At 72.9% G+C, this 15,282-nt stretch carries 12 protein-coding genes; 7 read left to right on the forward strand and 5 right to left on the reverse strand.

Features of this window, described 5'->3' with window-relative positions; translation table 11 throughout:
• Positions 1-192 precede the first annotated feature (192 nt).
• On the reverse strand, positions 193-3,348 hold the full coding sequence (gene ileS / locus AC6I72_RS23480) for an isoleucine--tRNA ligase (RefSeq protein WP_498003181.1): 3,156 nt from the start codon (positions 3,346-3,348) through the stop codon (positions 193-195).
• 602 nt (positions 3,349-3,950) lie between these two features.
• On the opposite strand from ileS, the gene AC6I72_RS23485 reads away from it, so the two are divergent.
• The 6 genes from AC6I72_RS23485 (at position 3,951) to AC6I72_RS23510 (ending at position 9,765) form a co-directional block, all read left to right on the forward strand.
• A complete protein-coding gene (locus AC6I72_RS23485) occupies positions 3,951-4,967 on the forward strand; it encodes a TraR/DksA family transcriptional regulator (RefSeq protein ID WP_498003182.1) in 1,017 nt (338 codons plus the stop codon).
• Positions 4,968-5,056: 89 nt separating this feature from the next.
• Positions 5,057-5,797: a signal peptidase II gene (gene lspA, locus AC6I72_RS23490; protein ID WP_498003183.1), complete on the forward strand. Its 741-nt coding sequence runs from the start codon at positions 5,057-5,059 to the stop codon at positions 5,795-5,797.
• Between the two features lie 78 nt (positions 5,798-5,875).
• A complete protein-coding gene (locus tag AC6I72_RS23495) occupies positions 5,876-6,820 on the forward strand; it encodes an RluA family pseudouridine synthase (protein WP_498003184.1) in 945 nt (314 codons plus the stop codon).
• The gene (locus AC6I72_RS23500; protein WP_498003185.1) at positions 6,817-7,290 is read left to right on the forward strand and encodes a GNAT family N-acetyltransferase; all 474 of its coding nucleotides are present in this window, start codon (positions 6,817-6,819) and stop codon (positions 7,288-7,290) included. Before AC6I72_RS23495 ends, AC6I72_RS23500 begins: the two co-directional genes overlap by 4 nt.
• An 86-nt stretch (positions 7,291-7,376) precedes the next feature.
• Positions 7,377-8,963 (forward strand): Na+/H+ antiporter, encoded by a 1,587-nt coding sequence (locus AC6I72_RS23505; protein WP_498003186.1) that lies wholly within the window; start codon positions 7,377-7,379, stop codon positions 8,961-8,963.
• Positions 8,964-9,024: 61 nt separating this feature from the next.
• The gene (locus AC6I72_RS23510; protein ID WP_498003187.1) at positions 9,025-9,765 is read left to right on the forward strand and encodes an SDR family NAD(P)-dependent oxidoreductase; all 741 of its coding nucleotides are present in this window, start codon (positions 9,025-9,027) and stop codon (positions 9,763-9,765) included.
• Between the two features lie 19 nt (positions 9,766-9,784).
• Here AC6I72_RS23510 and AC6I72_RS23515 read toward each other — a convergent pair whose 3' ends face one another.
• Positions 9,785-10,924 carry a mechanosensitive ion channel family protein gene (locus tag AC6I72_RS23515; RefSeq protein WP_498003188.1) on the reverse strand — a complete coding sequence of 380 codons (1,140 nt, stop codon included), beginning with the start codon at positions 10,922-10,924 and terminating at the stop codon, positions 9,785-9,787.
• Positions 10,925-11,161: 237 nt separating this feature from the next.
• Here AC6I72_RS23515 and AC6I72_RS23520 point away from each other — a divergent pair, with 237 nt between their 5' ends.
• Positions 11,162-11,734, forward strand: coding sequence for a dienelactone hydrolase family protein (locus AC6I72_RS23520; RefSeq protein ID WP_366723432.1), 573 nt, complete (start codon positions 11,162-11,164; stop codon positions 11,732-11,734).
• 81 nt (positions 11,735-11,815) lie between these two features.
• Here the strand turns inward: AC6I72_RS23520 and AC6I72_RS23525 are convergent, their stop codons facing one another.
• From AC6I72_RS23525 to AC6I72_RS23535, 3 genes are all read right to left on the reverse strand, one after another.
• Positions 11,816-13,501: an alkaline phosphatase D family protein gene (locus tag AC6I72_RS23525; protein WP_498003189.1), complete on the reverse strand. Its 1,686-nt coding sequence runs from the start codon at positions 13,499-13,501 to the stop codon at positions 11,816-11,818.
• 140 nt (positions 13,502-13,641) lie between these two features.
• Complete coding sequence (locus AC6I72_RS23530; RefSeq protein WP_498003190.1) at positions 13,642-14,460, reverse strand: thioredoxin domain-containing protein; 819 nt, start codon at positions 14,458-14,460, stop codon at positions 13,642-13,644.
• Between the two features lie 90 nt (positions 14,461-14,550).
• Positions 14,551-15,273, reverse strand: coding sequence for a hypothetical protein (locus tag AC6I72_RS23535; RefSeq protein ID WP_498003191.1), 723 nt, complete (start codon positions 15,271-15,273; stop codon positions 14,551-14,553).
• Between the last annotated feature and the right edge of the window lie 9 nt (positions 15,274-15,282).

The following is a 15,282-nucleotide window of genomic DNA, read 5'->3' on the forward strand; positions in this document are numbered from 1 at the left end:
GCCTGAGAGAACGGCCCCGGAGGACTTCCTCCGGGGCCGTTCTCGTACGCGGATGCGACCCACAAGGGCGCGGGGGACCGCGCGAGGGGGTCCGGGCGAAAGGGGAGCTGGACGCGTAGTTCCCCAGGGACGGACCGGGACGGGCAGGGCCGGCGGGGGCGAACGCCCTTCAGGCGCTCGCCCCCGCGCCGCTCACGCCTTGCGCAGACGGAACGTCAGCGACAGGCCCTCGTCGGTGAACACGTCACCGTACGTGTCGTCCGCCTCGCCCTGCGCGAAGTCCGTCGCGAGAACCTCCTCGGCGATGAGCCCGGAGTGCTCGGACAGCGCGGCGATCACCGCCGCGTCCGTGGACGTCCACCGCAGCGCGATCCGGTCCGCGACGTCGAGACCGCTGTTCTTGCGCGCCTCCTGGATCAGCCGGATCGCGTCGCGCGCGAGCCCGGCCTGCCGCAGCTCCTCCGTGATCTCCAGGTCGAGCGCCACGGTCGCCCCCGCGTCGGACGCCACCGACCACCCCTCGCGCGGGGTCTCCGTGATGATCACCTCGTCCGGAGCGAGCGTGACCGTCTCGCCGTCGACCTCCACCGACGCCGTGCCCTCGCGCAGCGCCAGCGACAGCGCCGCCGCGTCGGCCCCGGCGATCGCCTTCGCCACGTCCTGGACGCGCTTGCCGAACCGCTTGCCCAGCGCACGGAAGTTGGCCTTGGCCGTGGTGTCCACCAGCGATCCGCCGACCTCGCTCAGCGACGCCAGCGAGGAGACGTTCAGCTCCTCCGTGATCTGCGCGTGCAGTTCCCGGTCCAGGGTGTCGAAGCCCGCCACCGCGACCAGCGCGCGCGACAGCGGCTGACGCGTCTTGACGCCCGACTCCGCGCGCGTGGCCCGGCCCAGCTCCACCAGCCGCCGCACCAGCACCATCTGCTGGGACAGTTCGGGGTCGATGGCCCCGAGGTCGGCCTCCGGCCAGCTCGCCAGGTGCACCGACTCCGGGGCGCCCGGCGTGACCGGCACGATCAGGTCCTGCCAGACCCGCTCGGTGATGAACGGCGTCAGCGGCGCCATCAGCTTCGTCACCGTCTCGACGACCTCGTGCAGCGTGCGCAGCGCGGCCTTGTCGCCCTGCCAGAAGCGGCGGCGCGAGCGGCGGACGTACCAGTTGGACAGGTCGTCGACGAACGCGGAGAGCAACTTGCCGGCACGCTGCGTGTCGTAGCCTTCCAGGGCCTGGGTGACCTGGTCGGTCAGCGCGTGCAGCTCGCTCAGCAGCCAGCGGTCGAGCACCGGGCGGTCGGCCGGGGCCGGGTCGGCCCCGCTGGGCGCCCAGTTCGACGTACGGGCGTACAGCGCCTGGAAGGCGACCGTGTTCCAGTACGTCAGGAGCGTCTTGCGGACGACCTCCTGGATGGTGCCGTGACCGACCCGGCGGGCCGCCCAGGGCGAACCGCCGGCCGCCATGAACCAGCGCACCGCGTCGGCGCCGTGCTGGTCCATGAGAGGGATCGGCTGCAGGATGTTGCCCAGGTGCTTGGACATCTTGCGGCCGTCCTCGGCGAGGATGTGGCCCAGGCACACGACGTTCTCGTACGACGACTTGTCGAACACCAGCGTGCCGACGGCCATCAGTGTGTAGAACCAGCCGCGGGTCTGGTCGATCGCCTCGGAGATGAACTGCGCCGGGTACCGGCTCTCGAACAGCTCCTTGTTCTTGTACGGGTACCCCCACTGCGCGAACGGCATCGAGCCCGAGTCGTACCAGGCGTCGATGACCTCCGGCACACGTGTGGCCACCGCCCCGCAGCCCTCCTGCGGGCAGGCGAAGGTGACCTCGTCGATGAACGGGCGGTGCGGGTCCAGGCCCGACTGGTCGGTGCCGGTCAGCTCGGTCAGCTCCGCGCGGGAGCCCACGCAGGTGAGGTGACCCTCCTCGCAGCGCCAGATCGGCAGCGGCGTGCCCCAGTAGCGGTTGCGGGACAGCGCCCAGTCGATGTTGTTGTTCAGCCAGTCGCCGAAGCGGCCGTGCTTGACGGTGTCCGGGAACCAGTTGGTCTTCTCGTTCTCCTGGAGGAGACGGTCCTTGACCGCCGTGGTGCGGATGTACCAGGACGGCTGGGCGTAGTACAGCAGCGCGGTGTGGCAGCGCCAGCAGTGCGGGTAGCTGTGCTCGTACGGCAGGTGCTTGAAGAGCAGGCCCCGCTGCTGCAGGTCCTCGGTGAGCTTCTCGTCGGCCTTCTTGAAGAAGACACCGCCGACCAGCGGGACGTCCTCCTCGAAGGTGCCGTCGGGGCGGACCGGGTTGACGACCGGCAGGCCGTAGGCGCGGCCCACCTTGAGGTCGTCCTCGCCGAAGGCGGGGGACTGGTGGACCAGACCCGTGCCGTCCTCGGTGGTGACGTACTCGGCGTTGACGACGAAGTGCGCGCCCGCCTCGGACTCGGGGAACTCCACCAGCTCGAAGGGGCGCTGGTAGGTCCAGCGCTCCATCTCGGCGCCGGTGAAGGACTCGCCGGTGGTCTCCCAGCCCTCGCCGAGCGCCTTGGCGACAAGCGGCTCGGCGACGACGAGCTGCTCCTCGCCGTTCGTCGCCACGACGTAGGTGACCTCGGGGTGCGCGGCCACGGCCGTGTTGGAGACCAGGGTCCACGGGGTCGTCGTCCACACCAGGAGCGCGGCCCGGCCGGCCAGCGGTCCGGAGGTGAGCGGGAAGCGGACGTAGACGGACGGGTCGACGACCGTCTCGTAGCCCTGCGCCAGCTCGTGGTCGGACAGGCCGGTGCCGCAGCGCGGACACCAGGGGGCGACCCGGTGGTCCTGGACCAGCAGGCCCTTGCCGAAGATCTCCTTAAGGGACCACCAGACGGACTCGATGTACTCGGGGTCCATCGTGACGTAGGCGTCGTCGAGGTCGACCCAGTAGCCCATGCGGGTCGTCAGCTCGGAGAAGGCGTCGGTGTGCCGCAGCACGGACTCGCGGCACTTGTCGTTGAAGGCCGCGATGCCGTACGCCTCGATGTCCTGCTTGCCGGAGAAGCCCAGCTCCTTCTCGACGGCCAGCTCGACGGGCAGTCCGTGGCAGTCCCAGCCGGCCTTGCGGGCCACGTGGTAGCCGCGCATGGTGCGGAAGCGGGGGAAGACGTCCTTGAAGACGCGGGCCTCGATGTGGTGGGCGCCCGGCATGCCGTTGGCGGTGGGCGGGCCCTCGTAGAACACCCACTCGGGGCGGCCCTCGGACTGCTCCAGGCTCTTGGCGAAGATCTTCTGCTCGCGCCAGAAGTCGAGCACCGCGTGCTCGAGCGCGGGCAGGTCGACCTGGGCGGGCACCTGACGGTACTGCGGCTGCGTGTTCAACGAGCTTCCTCCGGCGGATGTGCTGCCTTCCGTCGGAGGGACGAGAGCCTTCGTGCTGCCTACGCCGTGTGCGGCGCGCTCCCGCGGTACCACCCTCCTTGGCCCCCCGGTGCGCCGTCCGCTCCGGTGAGCCCCCTCATTGGGCTCGCGATGCCGGTTCTACTCGCCCCGCGGGCTTTCTTCCGGCGGCTCCGGGGTGATCTTCACGCCGCGCTCGCCCCCGGGCTCACACCGTCCCCGGGTCGCTCTGGGCTGCGTACGCCGCTACTCGTCCCCATCCACGCTTCTCGCTGCGCCCAGTGTACGGCGCCCCGGGAGCGGCGGCCGACCGGTTTTCGGGGCGGCGCGCGGGCCGGGCCGGGGGAGGGCGGAGGCGGGGCGCGGGTGACCCGAACGGCGCCGGTGCGGCCGGTCGGATCGTAGGACACCCGGCTCGTCGGATTACCCGGCGGGGAGCTGGGCACAACGCATGCATGCCCACCGCGCGGCACGCGCGAGGCGGGCGAATCGGGCGGCGTGCCCCGTTGCCGCGGGACTGAAGTCGATTTATCGTCCCAGCACGATTCGCGAGCAAGATCACAATATGTGAAGGGGCCGCGGCCATGGTGGCGAAGAAGACCGCCGAGCAGTCGGCGTCCGGCGGGTCCCGGCACAGCGGCGCCGACGGCGCGGCCGCGCCCGCGATGCCCGGCACCGCGATGCCCGTCGCCGGGGAGCGGGGCGCCCCGAAGCGTGGCGCTCCGGCGACGGCGGGGAACCGGCGGACGGCCGGCCGCACGGCGCCGGCGAAGGAGGCTGAGGCGGAGGTCCCCGGGTCCGGGGACGCCGGGGGCCCCGCGCGCGGGCAAGCCGGTGCCGGGCGCACCCCGGCGCGGAAGACCGTCGCGCGGAAGGCCCCCGCGAGGGACGCCCCCGCGAGGAAGTCCGCGGGGAATACCTCCGGGCGGAAGTCGTCCGAGGCGGAGCCGCCGGAGCCGGAGTCGTCCGAGGCGGAGTCGTCCGGGGCGGAGTCCGCCGGGGCGCGGTCGTCCGCGGCGAGTGCCTCCGCGCAGGGTGGGACCGGGGCCGCCGTGGGCAGGAAGAGCACGGGCAAGAAGGTGGACGCGGCCGAGGCCGCGAAGCAGACGGGAGCCACGACGGTGGTTGCGAAGAAGACCCCTGGTACGGCCGCGGCGGCCACGACCGCCGTCCCCAAGGCACGCGTCGCCGCGGCGGTGGACCCGGGTGACCTCGTGGTGCGCGCGGGCGAGGACCCGTGGACCGAGGAGGAGGTCGCCGAGGCCCGTGCGGAGCTGGAGTCCGAGATGGAACGCCTGAGCGCCGAGATCAGCGCGTCCGAGGCGGCCCTGGCCGGTCTGATGCGCGACTCCGGGGACGGCGCGGGCGACGACCAGGCGGACACCGGCACCAAGAACATCACGCGTGAGCACGAGCTGGCGCTCGCCGCCAACGCGCGCGAGACGCTCACCCAGACCGAGCGCGCCCTGGACCGCCTGGAAGCGGGCACCTACGGCGTGTGCGAGAACTGCGGCAACCCGATCGGAAAGGCCCGCATGCAGGCCTTTCCGCGGGCCACCCTGTGCGTGGAGTGCAAGCAGAAGCAGGAGCGCCGTTACTGAGCAGGCGGCGGGGCCCTCCTGAGCACCGCGGTCCCGGGAGGCGTGCCGTAGTCTCGTCCTCAGTCAGGTACCTAGGTCGAGGGACTCACGTGGCAGAGGCGGAGCGCATCATCGGTACGCCGGACAGCACCCCGAAGGACGCTGAGCGTCCCGGGCGGCAGCGGCAGCCCGACGTCGCGGCGGAGACGGCCGCCGCACCTTCAGCAACGACGCCGGACGCGCCGGACGCCGGAAGCGCGCCTGCCGCGCCGGACGGCTCGGCCGAGGCCGCCCGCGCGGACGCGGACGCGGCGGTGACCCGCGCGGACGAGCGGTCCGGCACCGCCACGGACGAGCGGCCGCGGGGCAGGCGGCGGATCGGGGTGCTGTTCGCGGTGGCCGCCGTGGCCTACGCCCTCGACCTCGTCAGCAAGCTTCTGGTCGTGGCGAAGCTGGAGCACCACGCGCCGGTGGACATCATCGGGGACTGGCTCCAGTTCCAGATGATCCGCAACTCCGGCGCCGCCTTCAGCTTCGGCGAGGCGTACACGGTGATCTTCACGGTCATCGCCGCCGCCGTGATCGTGGTGATCGTCCGGCTCGCCCGCAAGCTCTACAGCCTGCCGTGGGCCATCGCGCTCGGACTGCTGTTCGGTGGCGCGCTGGGCAACCTCACCGACCGGATCTTCCGCTCGCCGGGCGTCTTCAAGGGCGCGGTCGTCGACTTCATCTCCCCGAAGCACTTCGCCGTCTTCAACCTCGCCGACTCGGCGATCGTCTGCGGCGGCATCCTGATCGTGCTGCTCTCCTTCGGCGGCCGCGACCCGGACGGCACCGTCCACAAGGACTGAGGCGCCCGGGGCCCGAGTTTTCCACAGGGGCGGGGCCGCGCGTGCGGGAGTGTCCGGCCCGTCCGGCATACTCGACGGGTGAGCACGCTTCCCGAGATCCGTACCCTGCCCGTGCCCGACGGCCTGGAGGGCGAGCGCGTCGACGCCGCCATCTCCCGCATGTTCGGCTTCTCCCGCACGAAGGCGGCCGAGCTGGCCGCGGCGGGCAAGGTGCTGGTCGACGGCACGGCGGTCGGCAAGTCCGAGCGGGTGCGCGGCGGCGCCTGGCTGGAGGTCGAGATGCCGCAGGCACCCGCGCCCGTGCAGGTCGTCGCCGAGCCGGTCGAGGGCATGGAGATCGTCCACGACGACGACGACGTCGTGGTGATCGTCAAGCCGGTCGGTGTCGCCGCCCACCCCAGCCCCGGCTGGTCCGGGCCCACGGTCATCGGCGGTCTCGCCGCCGCCGGGTACCGGATCTCCACCTCCGGCGCCGCCGAGCGCCAGGGCATCGTGCACCGCCTGGACGTGGGCACCTCCGGCCTGATGGTCGTCGCCAAGTCCGAGTACGCGTACACGTCGCTCAAGCGCCAGTTCAAGGAGCGCACGGTCGACAAGCGCTACCACACCCTGGTCCAGGGCCACCCCGACCCGACCAGCGGCACCATCGACGCCCCCATCGGCCGCCACCCGAACCACGACTACAAGTGGGCGGTCACCGCCGAGGGCAAGCCGTCCGTCACGCACTACGACCTCATCGAGGCCTTCCGCGCCGCCTCCCTGCTCGACGTGAAGCTGGAGACCGGACGCACCCACCAGATCCGCGTGCACATGGCCGCCCACCGCCACCCCTGCGTCGGCGACCTCACCTACGGCGCCGATCCCACCCTCGCCAAGCGGCTCAGGCTGACCAGGCAGTGGCTGCACGCCGTGCGGCTCGGCTTCGAGCACCCCGGGGACGGCCGGTGGGCCGAGTTCGCCAGCGACTACCCGGCGGACCTCCAGCAGGCCCTCGACCAGGTCCGCGAGGAGACCTACGCATGACCGCCCCGGCCCGCTGCCGGACCCGCGTCGCGCGGGACGCCGCCGACCGTGAGGCCTGCTTCGCGGTGCGCAAGGAGGTCTTCGTCGCCGAGCAGGGCGTGCCCGAGGAGATCGAGTACGACGACCTCGACGCCGTCGCGGTCCACGTGCTCGCCGTGCACGACGACGGCACCCCGCTGGGCACCGGCCGGCTCCTGTACGGCGAGGCCGCCGCCGGCCGCACCGGCGGCGACGCGGCCGTCGGCTCCCTGGGCCGCCTCGCCGTCACCGCCGCGGCCCGTGGCCTCGGCGTCGGCGCCGCCCTGGTGCGCGCCCTGGAGGAAGCGGCCCGCGCGCGCGGCCTGACGGCGATGGACCTGCACGCGCAGACCCACGCGCTGGGCTTCTACGAGCGGCTGGGGTACGCGGCGTACGGCCCCGAGTTCCCGGACGCCGGCATTCCGCACCGGGCGATGCGGCGCGCCCTGTAGCCCCCTGGCGAAGAGGCCGACCGCGGGGACGGCATGGCACGCTGGAGGCTGCCGTGTGAACGTCCGACCTCCCGGAGCGCTGATTCGTGGATCAGTTGGCCCTGTTGTTCGTCGTCCTGCTCGGGGCCGTGATCAGCGTCCCCGTCGGAGACCGGCTCGGGCTGCCCGCCCCGGTGCTCATGACGCTCCTCGGGATCGTGCTCGCGGTCCTGAACTTCGTACCGAACGTCGACATCCCGCCCGGCCTGATCCTGCCCGCGCTGCTGCCGCCGCTGCTGTACGCCGCCGTACGGCGCACCTCCTGGCGGCAGTTCGCGGCGAACAAACGGCCCATCTTCCTGCTGGCCGTGGCCCTGGTGTTCGTCACGACCATCTGCGTCGCGGTCGTCGCCCACACCATCGTGCCGGGGCTGCCGCTGGCCGCCGCGGTGGCGCTGGGCGCGCTGGTCGCCCCGCCCGACCCGGTCGCGGCGACCGCCGTCGCCGGACAGCTCGGGCTGCCCCGCCGCCTGGTGTCGATCCTGGAGGGCGAGGGACTCTTCAACGACGTCACCGCCATCGTGCTCTACCACGTGGCGATCGCCGCCGCCGTCAGCGGCGAGTTCTCCGCCTGGCACGCCGGACTCGACCTGGTGCTGTCCGCGGTGGTCGCCGTCCTCGTCGGCGTGGCGCTCGGCTGGGGCGCCAACAAGCTGCTCGACCTGCTGGGGGACGCCACCCTCCAGATCGGCCTGACCCTCCTCGTGCCGTACGCCTCCTACGTGCTGGCCGAGGAACTGCACGGCTCCGGCGTCCTCGCCGTGCTCACCACCGCCCTCTTCCTGGCCGAGTACGCCTACGACGCCGACGACGTGCTGAGCCGGCTGGCCGGGCACACCGTCTGGGACGTCGTGGACACCCTCGTCACCGGGGTCGCCTTCGGCCTGATCGGCCTGGAACTGCACAACGCCATCCGCACCGCCTCGGGCCGCTGGGGCGAGCTGCTGGGCTGGGCCGGGGTGGTCGTGGGCGTGGTCGTGTTCGTCCGGCTGCTGTGGCTGCTCCCGGCGACCTGGCTCACCCAACGCCTGCACGCCCGGCGGGACTACGACGAGGACATCCCGACGAGCTGGCGGGAGACCGTCGTCATGTGGTGGTCGGGGATGCGCGGCGTGGCCTCGGTGGCGCTGGCGCTGGCCATCCCGCTGAGGACGGACAGCGGCGCGCCGTTCCCCGACCGCGACGAGATCGTCTTCATCGCCTTCGGAGTGATCATGGTGACGCTGGTGGTACAGGGGCTCACCCTGCCCTGGCTGGTGAAGCGGCTCGGCGTGCGGGCCGACACCGAGCGCGAGAAGGAGTTCGAGAAGGAACTGGCGGTGCGGGCGGCGCGTGCGGCCAAGCGGCGGCTGAAGGAGATCGAGGCCGTCGAGGACCTGCCCGACGAGGTGTCCGAGCAGATGCTGCGGCGGGCCTTCGAGATCGGGCTGCGGATCAACCCGCAGATCGGCGACGAGGAGCGCCGGGAGGCGCAGGAGAACCGGGTGCGCCGGATCAAGCGGCTGCGCCGCATCCAGGGCGAGATGCTCAGCGCGGCACGGCACGAGGTGCTCGCGGCCCGCAGCGAGCCGGGGGCCGACCCGGAGATCGTCGACCGGGTGCTGCGCCACCTCGACGTACGCAGTCTGCGCTGACCCCCGCGGCGGGGTGCGCCGACCGGGCCCTGTCCGCCGGGCAGGGCCTAGGCTCGGGTACATGACACGCAACGTGGTGATCAGCGGTGGCGGTACCGGGATCGGACTGGCCACCGCACAGATGTTCGCGGCCGGAGGAGACCAGGTCCTGCTGCTCGGGCGGCGGGAGGAGGTCCTGCGCAAGGCGGGGGTGCCCGGGGCGCTCGTCTGCGCCGCCGACCTCGGTGACGTGGACGGCGTACGGCGGGTGGCCCGCTTCGTGGCCGACGAGATGGGCGCCGTGGACGTGCTCGTGCACAGCGCGGGCGGCACCGGGCTGCTCGAACCACCGGTGGAGCGGGACGATCCGCTCGACCGGGTCGCCGACCAGTGGAAGGTCAACTTCCGGCTCAACACACTGACCGCCGTACTGCTCACCGAAGCCCTCCGGCACCGGCTCGCCGAGCCCGGCGGACGCGTGCTGTTCCTCAGCTCCATCGCCGCCTACCGGGGTTCGGGCACCGGCGCCTACGCCGCCTCCAAGGCGGCCCTGCACCCCTACGCCCACGATCTGGCCCGGCAGTTGGGGCCGCACGGCATCACGGTCAACGTCGTCGCGCCCGGCTACATCGAGGACACCGAGTTCTTCGGCGACGCGATGGACGAGCCCCGCCGCGCGCAGCTGGTCGCCGAGACCTCCACGGGCCGCCCCGGCACCCCCGGCGACGTCGCCGCCACCCTGCACTGGCTGGCCTCCCCGGCCGCCGCCCACGTGACCTCGCAGATCATCCAGGTCAACGGCGGCGCGGAACGCGGCCGCTGAGGCACCGGCGGACGAGCCGTCAGCCGCGGCCGGTACGGGACTTGTCCAGGGAGGGCAGGGAAGGCGGAGCGGGCCGCACCGCCCCGCCGCCGGCCGCGCCCCTGCCGCCCGCCCGGCCCCGCGGCGGCTCCGCCTCGGCCGTGTTGACGCGGGGCAGCGCGGAGGGGTGTTCCTCGCACAGCCAGCGGAGCATCTCCTCGCGCACCGCGACCCGCACCGTCCAGATGTCGTCGGAGTCCTTCGCGGTCATCAGCGCCCGCACCAGGATGGTGTTCGGGGTCGTGTCGGTGATCTGCAGGTTGTAGGCGCGGCCGTCCCAGGCCGGACAGGCGCGCAGGATGTCGCGCAGCTTCTCGCGCATCGCCTCCAGCGGCGCCGAGTGGTCGAGGTGCCAGAAGACGGTGCCGGTCATCTGCGGGGTGCCGCGCGACCAGTTCTCGAACGGGTTGGACGTGAAGTGCGAGACCGGCATGGTGATCCGGCGCTCGTCCCAGGTCCGCACGGTCAGGAAGGTCAGGGTGATCTCCTCGACGGTGCCCCACTCGCCGTTCACGACGACGGTGTCGCCGATGCGCACCATGTCGCCGAAGGCGATCTGCAGCCCGGCGAACATGTTGGACAGGGTGGACTGCGCGGCGACACCGGCGACGATGCCGAGGATGCCGGCCGAGGCCAGCAGCGAGGCGCCGGCCGCGCGCATCGCCGGGAAGGTCAGCAGCATCGACGCGGCGGCCACCACCATGACGATCGCGGTGACCACCCGCATGATCAGCTCGACCTGGGTGCGCACCCGCCGTACCCGGGCGGGGTCCCGGTGCGCGCGGGCGCTGGCGTAGCGCGCGTACGAGGTCTCGACGACGGCCGCCGCGATGCGCACGGCGAGCCAGGCCGCGGACCCGATCAGCACCAGGGTCAACGCCCGGGCGACGCCGTCCCGGTGCTCGTCCAGGAGTTCGGCCCGGTCGTAGGAGCCTCTGAGCAGGGCGGAGCACAGGACGAGTTGGTAGGGCACGCGAGCGCGGCGCAGCAGGCCCCACAGGGGCGTCTCGTGGTGCCGTCCGTCGGCCTTGCGCAGCAACAGGTCGGTGGCCCAGCCGATGACCAGGGTGAGGACGACCGAGCCGCCGATCACGACGAGCGGGCGGAGTGCGTTCTCCATGCCTGCGAACGTAACCGGCGGTGGCCGGACACGAACATGTGTCTTGCGGCGGTTCCTGGGTAGGGCCGGGCCCGTGTGGCGAGGCCCACGCAGGACGTTCACATCCGGGGCGTCCGCGCGCGGACGCTCGCGTCCGGGGGCGGGCCCCGGGGGCCGGGGGCCGTGCAGGGTGCCCGGGCGCCCGTGTCCGGGCGGGTGCGCGCGGGCGTTGTCGTACCCGGCTGGCACCATGGCCTCATGAACATCATGCTCTTCCACTCCACCCATGGCCTCAGACCCGCGGTGCGGCAGGCCGCGGACCGGCTGCGGGCCGCCGGGCACGAGGTGTGGACACCCGATCTCTTCGAGGGCCGTACGTTCGACTCGGTCGAGGACGGCATGGCGTTCAAGGACGAGATCGGCAAGGACGAGCTGCTCAGGCGGGCCGTGCTGGCCGCGGCCCCCTACTCGGAGCGCGGCCTGGTCTACGCCGGGTTCTCGCTCGGCGCCTCCATCGCCCAGACCCTCGCCCTCGGCGACGACAAGGCGCGCGGCCTGCTGCTCCTGCACGGCACGTCCGACATCGCTCCGGGTGTCCAGGCCGACGAGCTGCCGGTCCAACTGCACGTGGCCGAACCCGACCCGTTCGAGACGGACGACTGGCTGAGCGCCTGGTACCTGCAGATGGGCCGCACCGGCGCCGACGTGGAGATCTACCGGTACGCCGGGGCCGGCCACCTCTACACCGACCCCGGCCTGCCGGACTACGACGCCCAGGCCGCCGAGGCCACCTGGCGGGTGGCGCTCGGCTTCCTCGACAGCCTCGGGTGAACCCCGCGGCGCCCCGGCACCAGACCCTGTCCTCGGATTCCCGTCGTCGCCCGGAGGGCGGGAGGAAACCCGCGACACGGCCTAGACCGGGTCGTAGGTCCGCTCGATCCTCTGCGTGCCGCTGCGCGTGCGGTACGAACGCGCCCAGGCCGAGGTCGCGTTCGCGCTCGTGCGGTCGGAGACGACGTAGTAGTCCATCTGCGCGCGTTCGGGGGTGATGTCCAGGACGCCGTAGCCGTGGCGGTCGGTGTCGACCCAGTGGACGTGCCGGTTGGCGGCCCGGATCACCGGCGCGGCGACCGCGGAGACGGTGCCCTCGGGGACCTTGACCATGTCGTCGAGGTTGTCCGAGGTCAGCGAGGTGACCACGAACTCGGTGGCGGCCGAGGGCGACAGCGGGTACGTCCCCGCGTCCACCGGTACGTCGTTCGCCCACGCCATGTGGATGTCCCCGGTCAGGAAGACGGTGTTGCGGACGGCGTGGGCGCGCAGGTGGCCCAGCAGTTCGCGGCGGTCGTCGGTGTAGCCGTCCCACTGGTCGGTGTTGACGGCCAGGCCCTCCTGCGGCAGGCCCAGGAGCTTCGCCAGCGGCTTCAGCAGGTCGGCGGAGAGCGAGCCGACGACGAAGGGGGAGATCATCACCGAGTTGCCGACCAGCCGCCAGGTGGTGTCGGACGCCGCCAGGCCCGCCTTGAGCCAGTCCAGTTGGGCGCGGCCGGTGATCGTACGGTCCGGGTCGTCGACCGAGCCGCTGCCGGTGGACGCCTGCTGGGAGCGGAAGGACCGCAGGTCCAGCAGGGACAGGTCGGCGAGCCGGCCGAAGCGCAGCCGGCGGTAGGTGGTGCCCGCCACGGCCGGGCGCACCGGCATCCACTCGAAGTAGGCCTGCTTGGCCGCGGCCTGGCGGTCGCTCCAGGCGCCCTCGGCCCCCTCGGTGTGGTTGACCGCGCCGCCGGACCAGGCGTTGTCGGCGAACTCGTGGTCGTCCCAGATCGCGATGACGGGCGCCGTGTGGTGCAGCGCCTGGAGATCGGGGTCGGTCTTGTACCGGGCGTGCCGGACGCGGTAGTCGGCGAGGGTGACGATCTCGTGCGCCGGTTCGTGCGGGCGTACGACTGTGCCCCGGGCCGCGTACTCGCCCGACCTGTACTCGTAGATGTAGTCGCCGAGGTGCAGCCAGGCGTCGAGGTCGCCGCGGTCGGCGAGGTGGCGGTAGGCCGCGAAGCGGCCGGCCTCCCAGTTGGCGCAGGAGACCACGCCGAAGCGCAGTGAGGAGACGGCGGCGTCGTGGGCGGGCGCGGTCCGGGTGCGGGCCACCGGCGAGTCGGTGCCGCCGGCCGAGAAGCGGAACCAGTAGTCGGTGGCCGGCCGCAGGCCCCGGATGTCGGCCTTCACGGTGTGGTCGCAGGCGGCGGTCGCGGTGGTGGAGCCCCGGGCGACGACGGCGGTGAACGCCTTGTCGCGGGCCACCACCCAGCTCACCTCGGTGTCGGGCCCCTCACCGGAGCCCGGTACGGCCTCCGGGACCGGGGTCACCCTGGTCCACAGCAGGATGCCGTCGGGCAGCGGGTCGCCGGAGGCCACGCCGTGCAGGAAGGCGGGCGCCGCGGTGGCGGCGCGGGCCGGCAGCGCGGCGGCGAGCGGCGCGGCCAGGACGGCGGTGGCCGCGGCGGCCTTGACGACCGTACGGCGGCGGGGTGCGAGCGGGGGGCCGTCGGGGCGCGGTGGCGTCGGGACGGGGGCGGACGATCTGTGTCGGCTGGTCACGGCCGATCAGATTACTGACGAGTACACGCCGAGAGCGGGCGAACCGGCAAAAGTTCGCCCGCTCTTCGGCGGAGGTTGGCGTGAACCGGCACGGACCGGCGCGGACCGCGGGGCAGCCGCGCGGATCCGGGCCGCCCGGATCAGCCCTTCAGCGCGGCGCCGACCACCGAGTCGAAGTCCTGCACGGTCATCGGCGCGTTGTCCGAGCCGGGGGTGGTGAGCTTCTTGCCGTCCATGACCAGGCTGGGGGTGCCGGACACCTTGTCCTTGTTGTCGTCGAAGGTCTTCGACATCGCCATGGCCCAGGGGTCGTACGTGCCGTTCTTGACCGCCGTCTGGAACTTGGCGTTGCCCTTGAGCGCCGAGACGGTGTCCGCGACCTTCAGCAGGTAGCTGTCGTCCTTGAACTTGTCGTCGTTCTCGTCCGGGTGCCACTTGGCGGAGTAGAGCGCGGTCTTGTACTCCAGGAACGCCTCGGGGCTGACGTCGAGCGCGGCGCCCAGGGCGCTCAGCGCGTTCTTCGAGCCCTCGCCGTTGTCGTGGTCGTCGAGGAAGGTGCCGGAGATGAACTGCATCTTGAACTTGCCGTCGTCGAGGTCCTTCTTCAGGGTCGAGCCGACGGTCTGCTCGAACTGGGCGCAGACCGGGCAGCGCGGGTCCTCGTAGACCTTGAGGGTCTTGGCGGCGGTGGACTTGCCGAGGATCACGGTCGTGCCGTCGGTGCCCGAGGTGTTGGCGGGCGCGACGACCTTGTCGTCCTTCACCGCGTCCCAGTGGCCGGGCTTGTTGGCCTGGACGACGGCGTAGCCGATGCCGCCGGCCGCCGCCAGCACGACGACGACGGAGGCGGCGACGGTGATCTGCCGCTTGGCCTTGGCGCGCTTGGCCTCGCGCTCGCGCTCGGCGCGCAGCCGCTCCCGGGCCGCCGTCTTCGCCGACTGGCTGTTCCGCTTGCTCATGGTGGTGTTCTCCTGTGGGACGCGCAGCTTCGTGCGCGGGATGCATATGACGTGGTGGGGGACCGGGCGGCCCGGACCGGCCGTCGCCGCTCAGCCGAGGGCGGGGGCGGGGGCGGGGCGGTGGGCCGGGGCGGTCGGACGAGGTGGTCCGCGTCGTCCCAGGGAGTGCACGAGCAGGCGGGTGCGCAGGGCGGTGCGGTGCGGCGCGGGGCGCGTGGGCCGGTGGACCGCGGGACCGCGGCGGACCGCGGTCACCGCGACCGCGATCAGCAGGGGCCGGAAGGTGGTGGCGGCCACCGCGCGCAGCAGCTGGGCCAGCGCCCGCTCGCCGCGGTGCAGCCAGCCGGCGGCGAGGAGGCCCACGCCGACGTGCGCGCCGAGCAGCAGCCAGGCGGTGGCCGGGTCCGCGTGGGAGAGCAGCACCGCGAGCCGGTCGGTGCCGGTGCCGGTCATCCGGGCCAGCGGGGTGCCGACGTGCGTGCCGTTGCCGCACAGGACGTCCCAGCCGACCGAGCGCAGGGGGCCGGCCAGCGGGCCGCCCGCGGTGCCGTAGCAGACGTGCTGGCCGGTGGTGAAGACGGTGTCGGCCGCCAGCTCCAGCGGAATCAGCAGGGCGGCGATCCGCCCGAAGCCGCGCTCGCGGCCGGCCAGGGCGTAGGCGAGCACGAACACGGCGCCCGCGACCGAGGCCACCGTGTTCAGCGGCAGCGGGACCTGGGACAGCAGGACGTGCGACGCGGTGCTGAGCGTCACGACCACCGCCGTGAACAGCGCCGCGCGCACGGCTCTGAGTCGGGTCCCGGATATGTCCATAGCAGAAGG

The sequence above is a fragment of the Streptomyces sp. Xyl84 genome, assembly GCF_059731885.1.

Coding starts and splice junctions, on each gene's coding strand:
- AC6I72_RS23520 (WP_366723432.1), top strand. CDS start 11,162: ATGAACATCATGCTCTTCCACTCCACCCATGGCCTCAGACCCGCGGTG.
- AC6I72_RS23535 (WP_498003191.1), bottom strand. CDS start 15,273: ATGGACATATCCGGGACCCGACTCAGAGCCGTGCGCGCGGCGCTGTTC.
- AC6I72_RS23515 (WP_498003188.1), bottom strand. CDS start 10,924: ATGGAGAACGCACTCCGCCCGCTCGTCGTGATCGGCGGCTCGGTCGTC.
- AC6I72_RS23500 (WP_498003185.1), top strand. CDS start 6,817: ATGACCGCCCCGGCCCGCTGCCGGACCCGCGTCGCGCGGGACGCCGCC.
- AC6I72_RS23530 (WP_498003190.1), bottom strand. CDS start 14,460: ATGAGCAAGCGGAACAGCCAGTCGGCGAAGACGGCGGCCCGGGAGCGG.
- AC6I72_RS23485 (WP_498003182.1), top strand. CDS start 3,951: ATGGTGGCGAAGAAGACCGCCGAGCAGTCGGCGTCCGGCGGGTCCCGG.
- AC6I72_RS23510 (WP_498003187.1), top strand. CDS start 9,025: ATGACACGCAACGTGGTGATCAGCGGTGGCGGTACCGGGATCGGACTG.